Source organism: Streptomyces sp. NPDC055962, assembly GCF_042270185.1.
Classification (GTDB): Bacteria; Actinomycetota; Actinomycetes; order Streptomycetales; family Streptomycetaceae; genus Streptomyces.
Genome location: NZ_JBHJYN010000007.1, coordinates 228,893 through 241,922, shown reverse-complemented (window position 1 = coordinate 241,922; position 13,030 = coordinate 228,893). Strand labels below are relative to the sequence as shown.

Sequence of the window (13,030 nt, the reverse complement as noted above, 5' to 3'; positions counted from 1 at the left end):
GCGAGAGGGAGGCCGCAAAACAGGACATCCGGTCTGTTTTCGTGAGCGTCCTGCATCGCCTGCCCAGGGCGGGGACCGGGCAGCCGTCCCCAGGGGCCCCGCACACAGGAGCCGGGCGGGACCGCGCGATACGCGAACAGCCATGGTCGTGCCGCGCCCGGCCTGCCAGACTGCGGCCATGAGCGATCTTCTCCACGACAGAGTCGTCCTGATCACCGGGGCGAGCAGCGGTATCGGCGCGGCGGCGGCACGCGTGTTCTCCGAGGAAGGGGCGACGGTCGTCCTGGCCGCACGCAGGGAGGACCGACTGTCCTCCCTGGTGGCCGAGTTGAAGGACAAGGGAGCGCAAGCCTCCTACGTCGTCTGCGACGTGACGGTGGCCGAGGACGCCGCGCGCGCCGTCGCCTTCACCGTCGACACCTACGGCCGTCTGGACTCCGCCTTCAACAACGCGGGACTCGGCGGCGACCGGACTCCCCTGCACCTCATGGGCGATGAGGTCTACGACGCGGTCATGGACACGAACGTGCGCGGCGTCTGGAACTGTCTCCGCCACGAGATCGCGGCCATGCTGCAGAACGCGCGCGGTTGCTCCATCGTCAACAACAGCAGTGTGGGAGGGCTGGTGGCCATACCGGCCGCCGCGCCCTACATAGCGGCCAAGCACGCGGTCGTCGGCCTGACCCGGGCGGCCGCCGACGAGTACGCCCAACAGGGCATCAGGGTCAACGCCGTTGCGCCCGGCACCACGCGCAGCGAGATCACCGCCGACTGGTTCGGGCGCAACCCCGGCCTGGAGGAGATGGTCAACAGCATGACCCCGCAGGGGCGTACGGCCGAGCCGGAGGAGATCGCACACGCCGCCGCCTGGCTGCTCAGCGACCGCTGCCCCTTCCTCACGGGCACGGTCATGCCGGTGGACGGCGGGTTCGTCAACCAGTGAGCGGCTTCAGCCGCAGGGGCCCGTCAGCCGGCACCGGAAGACCGTCTCTCCGTCCTGCGTCGCCGTGACCAGGACCGAGGTCTCTCCGGGGTCGGCGGGCAGGACCTCGGCGCTGATCCAGCAGGGGCGGTCGAACTCGGTGTACCGCTCGAACGTGCTGGTGAAGGAGGTGAGTTCGAAACGCGCGGGGTGAAGCAGGCCGTGTGCGGCCTGTTCGGCGGCCTCCACCAGGGCGAGCCCCGGGACGTGGTCGACGGGGTGGTCGTAGAGCACGGTGTTGTCCACGTCGTGGCGCAACTGCCAGTGCCCGGCGCGTTGTCCGGCCGCCAGGGTCACGTCGGCCGGGGCGTACCGGCCCACGGTGCGGGGATCGACGGGAGAGGGCAGCGGCCAGGTGTTCCAGTCGACGACGGTGAACCGTTCGCCTCGAAGCCGCTGGTAGACGCGCGTGGAGAGCCAGCCGAACTCGGCGTCCGCACGGACCACCATGCTGCCGTGCAGGAGGACGCGGAACTCCATGTCGAGTGAAGTGACCTTTCTGCCGCGCTCCTTGGTGCCCTTGACCGTGACCTCGACGGCGAGGTCGCAGGGTTCGCCGGACGGCACCGCGAACCCGGGGGCGACGGTGAAGTCGAAGTAGTTCAGCAAGGTGTGATCGGAGAGGGATGCACCGTAGGCGGCGTGCGCGATGGTCAGACCGCTCTGCCGGATGGTCTGCGCGAGCATCCGCGGGTCGTAAAGGAGACCGGTGGCAGGGGCCGGCCAGGTCGCGGACAGCGAGAACTCGCCATCTTCCCTGCGCCGCCAGGAAGTGAGGAGCACCATGTCGGAACGTCCGAGGTGGACGTACTCCTTGCGGATGCCGTTCCGGCCATCGGCCGCGGGGAGCGGGGAGCTCGGAACTGCGGGTATGTCGGGCACGGTCCTCCCGGACATGGCGCAAAATGGTCATTACGGCGCTGATATGATACCGGCTCACCGGTACTTTTTGAAGTAGCGTCCTGCAACGTTCAAAGGGGAGCGCGAGTTGGCACGACAGCAACGGGCGATCCGCACGCGCCGCATCTTCCTGGAAGCGGCAGCCGAGGTCTTCGACGAGCACGGATACGACGCCGCCACCATCGCCGCGATCCTCGACCGGGCCGGTCTCACGCGGGGCGCCCTCTACTTCCACTTCACGTCGAAGGAGGAGCTGGCCCGTGGTGTCCTCATGGAGGCCGTGACGTCGGACGGCGTCACCCCGCAGACCTTCAAGCTGCAGGAATGGGTGGACATGGCGCTCCTGCTCGCCTACCGGCTGCCCCGGGAACCCCTGCTCAGCGCCTCGATCCGGCTGTCCGTGGACCCGCGGGCGCGCGGGCTCTTCGGTACCCGCTGGCCGGACTGGATCGCCATCGGCACGGAGATCCTGACCGAGGCCAAGGAGCGCGGTGAGCTCCTCCCGCACGTCGATCCGGAGGTCACGTCCCGGCTGGTCGTCGGGGCGTGGACCGGGGTGCAGTTGGTGACCGAGTCCATGGCCGAGCCCCCGGACCTGGTCGCCGAGATATCCGCACTCTTCGAGCTCATCCTGCCCAACAACGCGGTCCCGGGTGTGCTGGCCCGGCTCGACACGTCCCCGCACCGCGCGGAACGCATCATCGAGCAGCACCGGGCGGTCGCCGTCCCCTGACCGTACGCCGTCGTCATCGTCACCCGATCGGGTGCGGGTGCCTGCGAAGTGGCTGGTCAGCACGCATGGTGGCCCTATGTGGCTTCGCCGAACAGCCGTGTGCGTCATGGCCGTGCCGCTGGCTCTCCTGGTGTTCCGGGATGCGCCGGTCCGGCTCGCCGCGCCCGATTCGGCCACCGCGAAGCCGGCGGACGCGGCCGCGGCCCAGCGGCCCCGGATCGTCAGCCGGGCGCAGTGGCACGCGGACGAGAGCCTGGTGCGGGAGCACGCGGTGTACACGGGGACGGTCAAGGCCGTCTTCGTGCACCACACCGGACACACCAACGGATACGACTGCGCCGACGCCCCCGAGATGCTCCGGGCGATGGAGGAGGCACACGTCCGGGGCGAGGGCTGGGACGACATCGGCTACAACTTCGTCGTCGACCGGTGCGGGACCGTGTACGAGGGCAGGGCGGGCGGCGTCGGGCGTTCCGTCCGCGGGGCCCACACCACCGGGTTCAACGCGCACAGCGTGGGGATCGCCGCCCTCGGCACCTTCGGCCCCGGTGTACCGGTGCCGAAGGCGCTCCTCGAGGGGATCGCGAAGGTGGGTGCGTGGAAGCTGGACCCGTCCGTCGACCCGAGGGGCGTCGTGCGGATGGTCTCGACGAACGACGACAGCCGGTACAGGCGTGGTGAGGTCGTCTACCTCCATGCCGTCGCCGGCCACCGGGACACCTTCTCGACGTACTGCCCGGGCGAGGCCCTCTATGCCCAACTGCCCGCGATCAGGGCGGAGATGGCCCGGCTGCGGGCCCGGGATCGGTAGGGACTACGCGGCGACGTACTGGGTGAGGACCGCCTGGACCTCGTAGATGTCGACGCCCTTGGTGAAGGTCTTCTGGATCGGGGTGGCGGAGCCGGATATCCAGATCTTGAGCTCGGCGTCCAGGTCGAAGGTTCCCGCCGTCTCCACCGCGAAGTGCGTGATGCTCCGGTACGGGACGGAGTGGTACTCCACCTTCTTGCCGGTGATGCCCTGCTTGTCGACGAGGACGAGCCGGCGGTCGGTGAACAGGATCGTGTCGCGGATCAGCAGGTACGCGGCCTGCACCTGCTCGCCCGGCCCGAGGAGCCGGGCGTAGTCGCGCTGCGCGGAAGCCGGATCGACGGTGTGCGCGTTACCGAACAGTGCCATGGGAGACCCTCCACCCGAGTGAATGTGCGGACGTTGAACGCGTCAAAGCCCGCTGAAAAGAATATCGGCGGCTTATCTGTTCGTGCCCTTGCACACCTTCCGGAGCACAGCGGAGGAATACCGTCATGCCGGCATCACCCCTCGCCAAGCGGCCCGTCGAATCGGTGCTCGCCCTTCTGCTCGTCCTTCTGAGCGTGCTGGGCCTCTCCGGCCGCAGCGCCGCGGCCGTCCCGGCCCAGGTCCCCGCCCAGCCCGTCCAGGCGGTACCGGCTCAGGCTCCCGCCCAGGCCGCCCTCGCCCCGACCGTCACCGCCGTCGTGGCCGGTACGGACTGGGACCGCATCGCCCAGTGCGAGAGCAGCGGCCGCTGGAACACCAACACCGGCAACGGCTACCACGGCGGCCTTCAGTTCGCCCCCTCCACCTGGCGGGCCTACGGCGGTGGGAAGTACGCGCCCCGCGCCGACCTCGCCACCCGGTCCGAGCAGATCGCGGTCGGCGAACGCGTCGCCCGCTCCCAGGGGATGGGAGCCTGGCCCACCTGTGGACGCCTCGGCGCCGGCGGATCGTCGAGTTCTTCGTCGTCCTCGTCGTCCAGTGGTTCCGACCGGAGCGACTCGGTGCAGTCGGCGCCCGGGCGTCAGTCGTCCGGCAGTTCGAACAGTGGATCGTCCCAGGGCTCTTCGTACAGCGGTTCGGCCTCGGGCAGTTCCGCGGGGAGCTCGCACCACAGCCGTGACGACAGCTCGGCCGGCAGCGCCAGCGGCGCGACGCGCTACTCCGAGGACCTGGCCGACGAGGAGACGTACGTCGTCGAGCCCGGTGACGTCCTCTCGGTGATCGCTGAGCGTGCGGACGTGTCCGGTGGCTGGCCCGCGCTGTACGAGCTGAACCGCGAGGTCCTGGACCAGGGCCCGCACCTCATCTTCCCTGGTCAGCGTCTGCGCCTGAACGCCTGAACGCCTGAACGCGTGAACGCGTGAACGCGTGAACCGCTCAACGCCTGAACTGCTCAATGGCTGAACCGCTCAACGCGCGAACCGCTCGATGTCGGGACCGCTGAACGCCTGAAGCGCTTCCACAGCGGTGAGGAGCCATGGGCGTGCTGTCCGGTCGTGCCGGCCGAGTCGCACGCGAGGAACGGTCCGGCGAGTCCGTGACCGGAGCGACGAACAGTCCACCACCCAGGCCGCTTTCGAAGACTTTGCAGGTGACCGCGCAGTGTGGCCGGCGTATTCGTGCCGGGTCCGCGCGATTCACCTCGACCGACCGCCCCACCGGGGCAGTACCGCGAAGACACGTACAGGAGCCCCGCGCACGAGGCGGGCCGGAGCCGGGAGAGAAGTGTGACGGAGTCCGACGCACCACCCGCGGGTCCGGCGGGCGACCGCAGGTGCGGGCAGAAGCATCGGAAGGGTGTGGCGAGCACCCCTGCCGGTGCAGGAGGAGGCGTCACGGGTCATGGACGTGCAGCGCGCGGCGAGGACTTCGAGCGCGCGCGGTCCACGGGGTGTGACCGGGGCCCGTCCAGGGGGCCGGTGCCCGCTGCCAGGTCCTCGGCAGGGCGGTTCGGCGATCGGTGGGATCCCTCAGCGGTCCGCGGGATGTGCGCCCCGGGCGGCGTCCGCGGCTTCCCCGGGCGCCACGGATCTGTGGCACGAGGGGTTGTGACACGGCCCCGGTCCCCAGTGCGGGACGAAGATGCCCAGGGTCTTGTGCCGCGCCAGCTCGGTCGCGACGGGCTGCTTGCAGGCCGGACACGCGTACTCCGCCTGCCGGCCGGTCTGACGCTCGGTTCTGGCCATGCCTTCACGGTAGTCCCGAAGCGGACATCGGGAAACTTGTCCGACATTTTACCCGGGGTGATCTCCGGGCGGATCCAGGAGCGGGCCCCGGGACCCACAAGGGGCGTGCCTGCCCGGAACCTGGTGCCATGGAACCGGGGGACGTCTCGACGAAGGGACCACCCGGTCATGGCACGCGCACCGTCACCGGCCTCAGTCCTGCTCTCCGTGCACGCCGTCGTCTTCGACACGGACGGGGTGATCACCGACTCCGCCCCGGCGCACGCCGCGGCCTGGAAGGAGGCGTTCGACGCCTGTCTGGCCTCCCACGAGGGGCAGCGGCCCTTCGACAAGGCGGAGGACTACCGGCGCTACGTCGACGGGAAGGCGCGCAGGGACGGCGCAGCAGCCTTCCTCGCGTCCAGGGGCCTCGACATCCCCGAGGGCAGCCCCGACGACCCCCCGGGCACCGGGACGGTGTGGGCCGTCGCGGCGCGCAAGGACGAGGCGTTCACCCGGAGTCTCCGTACCGACCCGATCGCGGTCTGGCCGGGCACGGTCCGCCTCCTGCACGTGCTCCACGACGCGCGTGTGCCCTTCGCCGCCGCGTCCGCTTCCCGGCACGCCACCGAACTCCTGGCCGGGGCAGGTCTCCTGGAGCTGTTCACGGCGGTGGTCGACGGCAACGAGGCGCGCCGCCTGGAACTGCCCGGCAAACCGGACCCCGCGCTGTTCATCGAGGCGGCACGCCGTCTCGGGGTCCCGCCCGGGGAGACCGCGGTCCTGGAGGACGCTCTGGCCGGGGTGGAGGCGGGCCGGCGGGGCGGCTTCGGGCTGGTCGTCGGCGTGGACCGGACGGACAGCCCGGAAGGCGCCGGTGACCTGCGCCGCCACGGCGCGGACCTCGTGGTGGCCGATCCGGGAGACCTGCTGATCACAGGGGAGGACTGATGCCGCGCGGCTGGACCTGGTCCTACGAGGGATACGACCCGGCGAAGGAACGGCTGCGCGAAGCGCTGTGCACCCTCGGCAACGGGTACTTCGCGACCCGGGGCGCCGCACCCGAGACACCGGCGGGCGACGCGCACTACCCGGGTACCTACGTCGCAGGCTGCTACAACCGGCTGACCTCGTCCGTCGAGGGCCGGCAGGTCGAGAACGAGGACGTGGTCAACCTCCCCAACTGGCTCCCGCTGCGCTACCGCATCCGACCCGCCGGAGCCCGCCCCGGCCCGTGGCTGCACCCCGACCACAGCTTTCTGACGGACCACCGGCAGTCGCTCGACCTCCGTGGCGGCACCCTGACGCGCCGCTCCGTGTACGAGGACACGGCAGGCCGGCGGCTGATCGTGGAGCAGGAGCGCCTGGTGCACATGGGCGACCCCCATCTCGCGGCGCTGCACACGGTGTTCAGCGCCGAGGGATGGTCGGGCGAACTGGAGGTGGAGGCCGGGATCGACGGCGACATCCGCAACAGCGGTGTCGCGCGCTACCGCGCACTGGCCGACCGCCACCTCACCGGCTGGGAGACGGGGACGGAGCCGGGGGCCATGGTGTGGCTGCGCTGCCGCACGGTGGAGTCGGACATCGGCGTCGCCCTCGCCGCCCGCACCGTGGCCTCCTGCGGACCGGAGCGCGACGGCGACCACCGGGCCGAACCGGAGCAGCAGCCCCGCGCGGTCCACCAGCGGCTGCTGCTGCCGCTCAGCCCGGAGGCCGGCGCCGTCGTCGACAAGACGGTCGGCCTGTACACGTCCCGCGACCCGGCGATCGGCAGCCCGCTGAAGGCCGCCGTCTCCGCGGTGGCCGAGGCTCCGGCCTACACGCGGCTGCGGGCCTCGCACCGCAGGGCCTGGAAGGACCTGTGGCAGCAGGTGAAGCTGGAGGTGCCGGGCGAGCCCGGGCGCATCCTGCGGCTGCACCTCTTCCACGTGCTCCAGACGCTCTCGCCCCACACCGCTGAGCTCGACGTCGGGGTACCGGCCAGGGGGCTGCACGGCGAGGCGTACCGGGGGCACGTCTTCTGGGACGAGCTGTTCGTCCTGCCCTTCCTGAACATGCATCTCCCGGAGGTCTCCCGGGGGCTGCTCGACTACCGTCACCGGCGCCTGCCCGCGGCCTGCGCGGCGGCGGAGGCCGCGGGCAGACGCGGCGCGATGTACCCGTGGCAGAGCGCCGCCGAGGGGCGCGAGGAGACCCAGGAGCTCCACCTGAACCCGCGGTCGGGGCGCTGGCTCCCCGACCGTTCACGGCTCCAGCACCACGTCGGCTCGGCCGTCGCCTACAACGTGTGGCAGTACTGCCAGGCCACCGGCGACACGGAGTACCTCTACTCCAAGGGTGCCGAGACGATCCTGCAGATCGCCCGCTTCTGGGCGGACAGCGCCGAGTGGGACGACTCCCTCGGGCGCTACCGCATCCGCGGGGTCGTCGGGCCCGACGAGTACCACGACGCCTATCCGGACTCCGACACCGCGGGGCTCGACGACAACACGTACACCAACGTGACGGCGGCCTGGGTGCTCGAACGGGCCGGTGAGCTCTGCCGCACGCTGCCCCCGAGCCGATGCCGGCAGCTCCTCGACCTCATCCGCATCGATCCCTCCGAGCTCGACCGCTGGGAGGACGTCTCACGACGGCTGCGGGTTCCGTACCACCAGGGTGTCATCAGCCAGTTCGCCGGTTACGGGGAGCTGGCGGAGCTGGACTGGGCGGCCTACCGGCAGCGCTACGGCGACATCAGGCGCCTCGACCGGATCCTGGAGGCGGAGGGCGACACCGTCAACCGCTACCAGGCCTCGAAACAGGCCGACGTGCTGATGCTCGGCTACCTGTTCTCCCCCAAGGAGCTCGCCGCGCTGTTCCGGCGGCTCGGCCACGACCTCGACGACGAGACCTGGCGGGCCACCGTCGACTACTACACGGGGCGTACGAGCCACGGCTCCACCCTCAGCTCCCTCGTCCACGCCTGGGTGCTCGCCCGGGTGCACCGCGACGACGCCTGGACGTACTGCGAGGAGGCACTGATCGGCGACGTCGCCGACATCCAGGGCGGTACGACGGAGGAGGGCATCCACCTGGGGGCGATGGCCGGCACCCTCGACTTCGTCCAGCGGGGCATGACCGGTCTGGAGACCCGCGACGACGCCCTGTGGCTCGCGCCCGCCACACTGCCCCAGCTCTCGAAGTTCCGTATGCGGCTGCGCTTCCGGCAGCACTGGGACGTGGACCTGCGCCTGCGGGCCGAGCGCCTCAGGATCGCCGTACCGGACTCGGAGCGTCCGGGGGTGCGGGTCAGACTGGACGGCAGCGCGTACGTCGTCGAGCCGGGCACGGCGCGGTGGCTGGAGCTGCCGGCCGACATGCCCTGACGCGCGCGGGGGCAGGGGCGACGGGACGGGGTCAGGCGGGACGGGTCGAGACGAGCACGCCGATCCTGTCGATGCGGTGCTCCGGGTTGTGGTGCGCGTCGCGCCAGTGGTTGCCGGCCGCGTCGTCCTCCGGGGTCGCGCAGGTGGAGAGGGTGATCATCGCCCGGGTCGGCTTCTCTCCCGGCTCGCCGGGGACCTCGGCCCGCTGCTCGGCGAGTGAGCGTTCGGAACGGAAGGACGTCAGCCGGGTCTCCGTGATCCGGTACGTGTACACCGTGCCGCTCTCCGTGACGAGGACGGTGTCGCCCTTCCCGAGCGACGGCAGGTCGCGGAGCGGGCCACCGGCGGAGATCCGGTGGGCCGTCACCAGGTAGTTCCCGACCTCGCCCGGTCCGACGCCGCCGTTCTCGCCGTACGGGCTGGCGGCCACCCCGCGGTCCTGGACGCGGGTCCCCGGGGTGTCGTCCGTCGTCCCCTCGTACGGGACGACGCGCAGGTCCTTCACGCCGATGGACGGGATGGTGAGCTCCGCTGTCGCGGTGCGCGGGTCCGTACGGTCCGCGGGGACCGCGGCGGACGGACCCGCTGGTGCGGCCGCGGCCGCCGGAGGCCCGGCCGCAGCCACCGCCGCGGGGCCTCCGGCCGCCATCAGGACGACGCCCGCGCCCGCGAGGGCCCGGGAAACGCCCCGGAATCGATGAGGGTGCATGACCAGATCCGGATCGTCGGCCGGTGGTGTCGGTGCGGGCCCCGAACGCGGCCCGCACCTTCCAGTAGACCACCGGTCACCCGAGTGCGTCGGGTGCGCCGAGCAGCGCGTGCACCTCCTCGGCGTCGAGCTCCGTGAGCTCCTCGTCCACGAGCAGCCAGCGGGTGATGCCGACCGACTCCAGGAACGCCAGATCGTGGCCGGCGATGATCAGCGCCCCCTCGTAGGACGCGAGCGCGCTCGTCAGCTGCCGCACGCTCGCCAGGTCCAGGTTGTTGGTCGGCTCGTCGAGCATCAGCAGCTGCGGCGCCGGTGTGGCGAGCAACGTGGCCGCGAGGGCGGCACGGAAACGCTCGCCGCCCGAGAGGGTGCCCGCCGGCTGCTCTGCGCGCGCCCCCTTGAAGAGGAAGCGGGCGAGCTGGGCGCGGATCTCGTTGTCGGTGGTCCCCGGCGCCATGCGGGCCACGTTCGCCGCGACGCCCAGCGCGTCGTCCAGCACGTCCAGACGCTGCGGCAGGAAGCGCAGCGGGACGAACGTCCTGGCCTCGCCGCCGACAGGCGGGAGCTCCCCGGTGAGGGTGCGCAGCAGGGTCGTCTTGCCGGCCCCGTTGCGCCCGATCAGCGCGATGCGTTCGGGCCCCTGTACGTGGAGTTCCCCGTCGCGCAGGGTGCCGAAGCGGGGGCGCAGCCCGTGCACGCTCAGGACCGTGCGGCCCGCGGGCACGGCGGTGCGGGGGAGGCGTACCCGGATCTCGGCGTCCTCACGGATCGCCTCCGACGCCGTGTCGAGCCGCTCCCGCGCCTCCTGGAGCCGGTCCTCGTGCAGGCCGCGGAGCTTGCCCGCGGCCTCCTGGGAGGACCGCTTGTGCGCCCCCGCGACGATCCGTGGCGCGCGCCTCTCGGCGTCCATCTTCTTGTTGTGCCGCTGGCGGCGGGCGACCTTGACCCGGGCCTCCTCCAGCTCCCGTTTCTGACGGCGTACGTCGGACTCGGCGGCCCGCACCATGCGCCCGGCCGCCTCCTGCTGGGTGGCCAGCGCGTCCTCGTAGGCCGACCAGCCACCGCCGTACCAACTCAGCTCGCCGGCCCGCAGGTCGGCGATGCGGTCGACCCGCTCCAGCAGGTCACGGTCGTGGCTGACCACGACGAGCACGCCGGAACGCCAGGACTCGACGGCGTCGTACAGCCGCCGCCGCGCGAACACGTCGAGGTTGTTGGTCGGTTCGTCGAGGAGCAGGACGTCGGGACGCTCCAGCAGCAGCGCGGCCAGCCGCAGCAGCACGGTCTCGCCGCCGGACAACTGCCCCACGGTGCGGTCGAGTCCGACGCCACCGAGGCCGAGCGACCCCAGGGTCGCCAGAGCCCGCTCCTCGACGTCCCAGTCGTCGCCGACCGTCTCGAAGTGCCGCTCGGTGACGTCGCCGGCCTCGATCGCGCGCAGCGCCGTACGCCGCTCGGTGATGCCGAGGGCGTCCTCGACGCGGAGATCCGTGTCGAGGGTGAGGTTCTGCGGGAGGTAGGCGAGGTGTCCGCCGACGGTGACCGAGCCCGCGGAGGGCTTCAGCCGGCCGGCGAGCAGCCGCAGCAGGGTGGACTTGCCGGAACCGTTGGTCCCGACGAGTCCGGTGCGGCCCCGGCCGACGCCGAGGGAGAGCCCGTCGAAGACCCGTGTGCCGTCCGGCCACCCGAAGGACAGGGCGGAGCAGCTGAGGGACGCGGCGGGAGTGGTGGGATGGGACATGTGGTCCTCGCAGTCGCAAGCATGTGAACAGGGGCTTCGTGTGCGAGCACCACGCGGCGACCGGCCGGGGCAGGAAGGGGTGCGGTCCTCCGGAGTACGGGAGACGGCTCATGCACCGAGGTCGCATCCACGCGGTGGGTCACGCGGCGGCGGAGAGCCGACAGGGCGTGACGGGCTACGGCAGGGGCCGTACCGCGCGATGATCGCGGACCTCAGATGCGCAACGTCCACCTCTATCGGAGACAACAGGACTCGAAAACTGTACACGGAACCGGGTCCGGACGGCTCGGAAACGGGCACCGACGGCGGGTGAGCTCCCGCAGCGGTCGTCGCGCCCACCCAGGAGCGGAGCGACGGCGCAGTGGGGGGAGAGGAGGCGGCGGTCCGGCCGCCGCCTCCCCCCTGACCCGGCCGTGTCAGCGCAGGGTCGTGAGCATCTCCGCCCCGAACGGCGTGATGTCCCCGGTGCGCCCCAGCAGGGTCTTCGCCGCCCACTCCGGGTCGGCGATGAGCGCCCGGCCCACGGCGACCATGTCGAACTCGTCGCGCTCGATCCGGTCCAGCAGCTGGTCGACACCGGTGACCGAGGAGCTGTTGCCCTGGAAGGCGCCGAAGAAGTCACCGTCGAGCCCGACCGAGCCCACGGTGACCGTCGGCCTGCCGCTGATCTTCTTGACCCACCCGGCGAGGTTCAGGTCGGAGCCTTCGAACTCGGGCAGCCAGTAGCGGCGGGTGGACGCGTGGAAGACGTCGACGCCGGCGTCGGCCAGCGGCGTGAGGATGGCCTCCAGCTCCTCGGGCGTCCGGGCGAGCTTCGCCTCGTAGGCGTCCATCTTCCACTGGGACATGCGGAAGAAGAGGGGGAAGGCGTCGGAGACGGCCGCACGGCAGGCGGCCACGATCTCGGCGGCGAAACGGGTACGCGCGACGATGTCACCGCCGTACGCGTCGGTGCGCCGGTTGCTGCCCTCCCACAGGAACTGGTCGATCAAGTAGCCGTGCGCGCCGTGCAGTTCGACCCCGTCGAAACCGAGTCGCTCGGCCGCCGCAGCCGCGTCGGCGAACGCCGCGACGACGTCGTCGAGGTCCTTCTGCGTCATGGCGCGCCCCTTGGGCTCCCCCGACAGCGAGACGCCCGACGGGCCGACCGGCTCCGCGTCCGCGACGGGCGGCGCGCCCTCGGCGCGGGTGACACCCACGTGCCACAGCTGCGGGATGATCGCGCCGCCCTCCCGGTGCACGGCGTCCGCGACACCGGCCCAGCCGGCGAGCGCGTCCTCGCCGTGGAACACCGGGATCCGGTCGCTGGTGCCGGCGGAGGCGTGGTCGACGTAGGTGCCCTCGGTGATGATCAGCCCCACCCCTCCGGCGGCGCGGCGGGCGTAGTAGTCCGCCACGTCCTGGCCGGGAACACCGTTCGGAGAGAACTGCCTGGTCATCGGCGCCATGGCGATCCGGTTGCGCGAGGTCAGTCCGCGGACCGAGAAGGGGCGCGCGAGGGCGTCTGCTGCACGGCGGGCATTCTCGTCAGTCACTGCAAGTCCTGTTCGTCGGGTGGGGGTGGTCCACCCGGCGGCAACAGCCGAGGGGCGCGCCCGCATCCCCGCGCCGGGCCGGTGTGGCCAAGGTC

The 13,030-nt window shown here is 71.6% G+C and carries 12 protein-coding genes; 6 read left to right on the top strand and 6 right to left on the bottom strand.

The window, feature by feature from the left end; genetic code table 11:
• Window positions 1-178 precede the first annotated feature (178 nt).
• Window positions 179-943: a glucose 1-dehydrogenase gene (locus ACFC51_RS21780; RefSeq protein WP_376367780.1), complete on the top strand. Its 765-nt coding sequence runs from the start codon at window positions 179-181 to the stop codon at window positions 941-943.
• A 6-nt stretch (window positions 944-949) separates the two neighbouring features.
• Here the strand turns inward: ACFC51_RS21780 and ACFC51_RS21775 are convergent, their stop codons facing one another.
• The gene (locus ACFC51_RS21775) at window positions 950-1,879 is read right to left on the bottom strand and encodes a ScbA/BarX family gamma-butyrolactone biosynthesis protein (protein ID WP_376530310.1); all 930 of its coding nucleotides are present in this window, start codon (window positions 1,877-1,879) and stop codon (window positions 950-952) included.
• Window positions 1,880-1,970: 91 nt separating this feature from the next.
• On the opposite strand from ACFC51_RS21775, the gene ACFC51_RS21770 reads away from it, so the two are divergent.
• Together ACFC51_RS21770 and ACFC51_RS21765 are read left to right on the top strand one after the other, a co-directional pair.
• Window positions 1,971-2,615, top strand: coding sequence for a ScbR family autoregulator-binding transcription factor (locus tag ACFC51_RS21770; protein ID WP_376367784.1), 645 nt, complete (start codon window positions 1,971-1,973; stop codon window positions 2,613-2,615).
• A 76-nt stretch (window positions 2,616-2,691) separates the two neighbouring features.
• Window positions 2,692-3,426, top strand: coding sequence for a peptidoglycan recognition protein (locus ACFC51_RS21765; RefSeq protein WP_376367786.1), 735 nt, complete (start codon window positions 2,692-2,694; stop codon window positions 3,424-3,426).
• A 3-nt stretch (window positions 3,427-3,429) separates the two neighbouring features.
• On the opposite strand, the gene ACFC51_RS21760 is transcribed toward ACFC51_RS21765, so the two are convergent.
• Window positions 3,430-3,795 (bottom strand): PH domain-containing protein, encoded by a 366-nt coding sequence (locus ACFC51_RS21760; protein WP_329230526.1) that lies wholly within the window; start codon window positions 3,793-3,795, stop codon window positions 3,430-3,432.
• A gap of 125 nt (window positions 3,796-3,920) precedes the next feature.
• On the opposite strand from ACFC51_RS21760, the gene ACFC51_RS21755 reads away from it, so the two are divergent.
• Window positions 3,921-4,754, top strand: coding sequence for a transglycosylase family protein (locus ACFC51_RS21755; RefSeq protein WP_376530307.1), 834 nt, complete (start codon window positions 3,921-3,923; stop codon window positions 4,752-4,754).
• A 630-nt stretch (window positions 4,755-5,384) separates the two neighbouring features.
• On the opposite strand, the gene ACFC51_RS21750 is transcribed toward ACFC51_RS21755, so the two are convergent.
• Window positions 5,385-5,600 (bottom strand): hypothetical protein, encoded by a 216-nt coding sequence (locus ACFC51_RS21750; protein ID WP_376367790.1) that lies wholly within the window; start codon window positions 5,598-5,600, stop codon window positions 5,385-5,387.
• 168 nt (window positions 5,601-5,768) lie between these two features.
• Between ACFC51_RS21750 and ACFC51_RS21745 the strand changes: the two genes are divergently transcribed.
• On the top strand, window positions 5,769-6,530 hold the full coding sequence (locus ACFC51_RS21745; protein ID WP_376530305.1) for an HAD-IA family hydrolase: 762 nt from the start codon (window positions 5,769-5,771) through the stop codon (window positions 6,528-6,530).
• Window positions 6,530-8,950: a glycoside hydrolase family 65 protein gene (locus ACFC51_RS21740; protein WP_376530302.1), complete on the top strand. Its 2,421-nt coding sequence runs from the start codon at window positions 6,530-6,532 to the stop codon at window positions 8,948-8,950. The genes ACFC51_RS21745 and ACFC51_RS21740 overlap by 1 nt, the downstream gene beginning before the upstream one ends.
• A gap of 31 nt (window positions 8,951-8,981) precedes the next feature.
• Here the strand turns inward: ACFC51_RS21740 and ACFC51_RS21735 are convergent, their stop codons facing one another.
• From ACFC51_RS21735 to ACFC51_RS21725, 3 genes are all read right to left on the bottom strand, one after another.
• Window positions 8,982-9,659: a class E sortase gene (locus ACFC51_RS21735; RefSeq protein ID WP_376367796.1), complete on the bottom strand. Its 678-nt coding sequence runs from the start codon at window positions 9,657-9,659 to the stop codon at window positions 8,982-8,984.
• A gap of 76 nt (window positions 9,660-9,735) precedes the next feature.
• Window positions 9,736-11,400: an ABC-F family ATP-binding cassette domain-containing protein gene (locus ACFC51_RS21730; RefSeq protein WP_376367798.1), complete on the bottom strand. Its 1,665-nt coding sequence runs from the start codon at window positions 11,398-11,400 to the stop codon at window positions 9,736-9,738.
• A 416-nt stretch (window positions 11,401-11,816) separates the two neighbouring features.
• On the bottom strand, window positions 11,817-12,935 hold the full coding sequence (locus ACFC51_RS21725; protein WP_376530299.1) for an NADH:flavin oxidoreductase: 1,119 nt from the start codon (window positions 12,933-12,935) through the stop codon (window positions 11,817-11,819).
• Window positions 12,936-13,030: the final 95 nt, after the last annotated feature.

Coding starts and splice junctions, on each gene's coding strand:
- ACFC51_RS21780 (WP_376367780.1), top strand. CDS start 179: ATGAGCGATCTTCTCCACGACAGAGTCGTCCTGATCACCGGGGCGAGC.
- ACFC51_RS21750 (WP_376367790.1), bottom strand. CDS start 5,600: ATGGCCAGAACCGAGCGTCAGACCGGCCGGCAGGCGGAGTACGCGTGT.
- ACFC51_RS21765 (WP_376367786.1), top strand. CDS start 2,692: ATGTGGCTTCGCCGAACAGCCGTGTGCGTCATGGCCGTGCCGCTGGCT.
- ACFC51_RS21735 (WP_376367796.1), bottom strand. CDS start 9,659: ATGCACCCTCATCGATTCCGGGGCGTTTCCCGGGCCCTCGCGGGCGCG.
- ACFC51_RS21755 (WP_376530307.1), top strand. CDS start 3,921: ATGCCGGCATCACCCCTCGCCAAGCGGCCCGTCGAATCGGTGCTCGCC.
- ACFC51_RS21740 (WP_376530302.1), top strand. CDS start 6,530: ATGCCGCGCGGCTGGACCTGGTCCTACGAGGGATACGACCCGGCGAAG.
- ACFC51_RS21760 (WP_329230526.1), bottom strand. CDS start 3,795: ATGGCACTGTTCGGTAACGCGCACACCGTCGATCCGGCTTCCGCGCAG.
- ACFC51_RS21730 (WP_376367798.1), bottom strand. CDS start 11,400: ATGTCCCATCCCACCACTCCCGCCGCGTCCCTCAGCTGCTCCGCCCTG.
- ACFC51_RS21745 (WP_376530305.1), top strand. CDS start 5,769: ATGGCACGCGCACCGTCACCGGCCTCAGTCCTGCTCTCCGTGCACGCC.
- ACFC51_RS21775 (WP_376530310.1), bottom strand. CDS start 1,879: ATGTCCGGGAGGACCGTGCCCGACATACCCGCAGTTCCGAGCTCCCCG.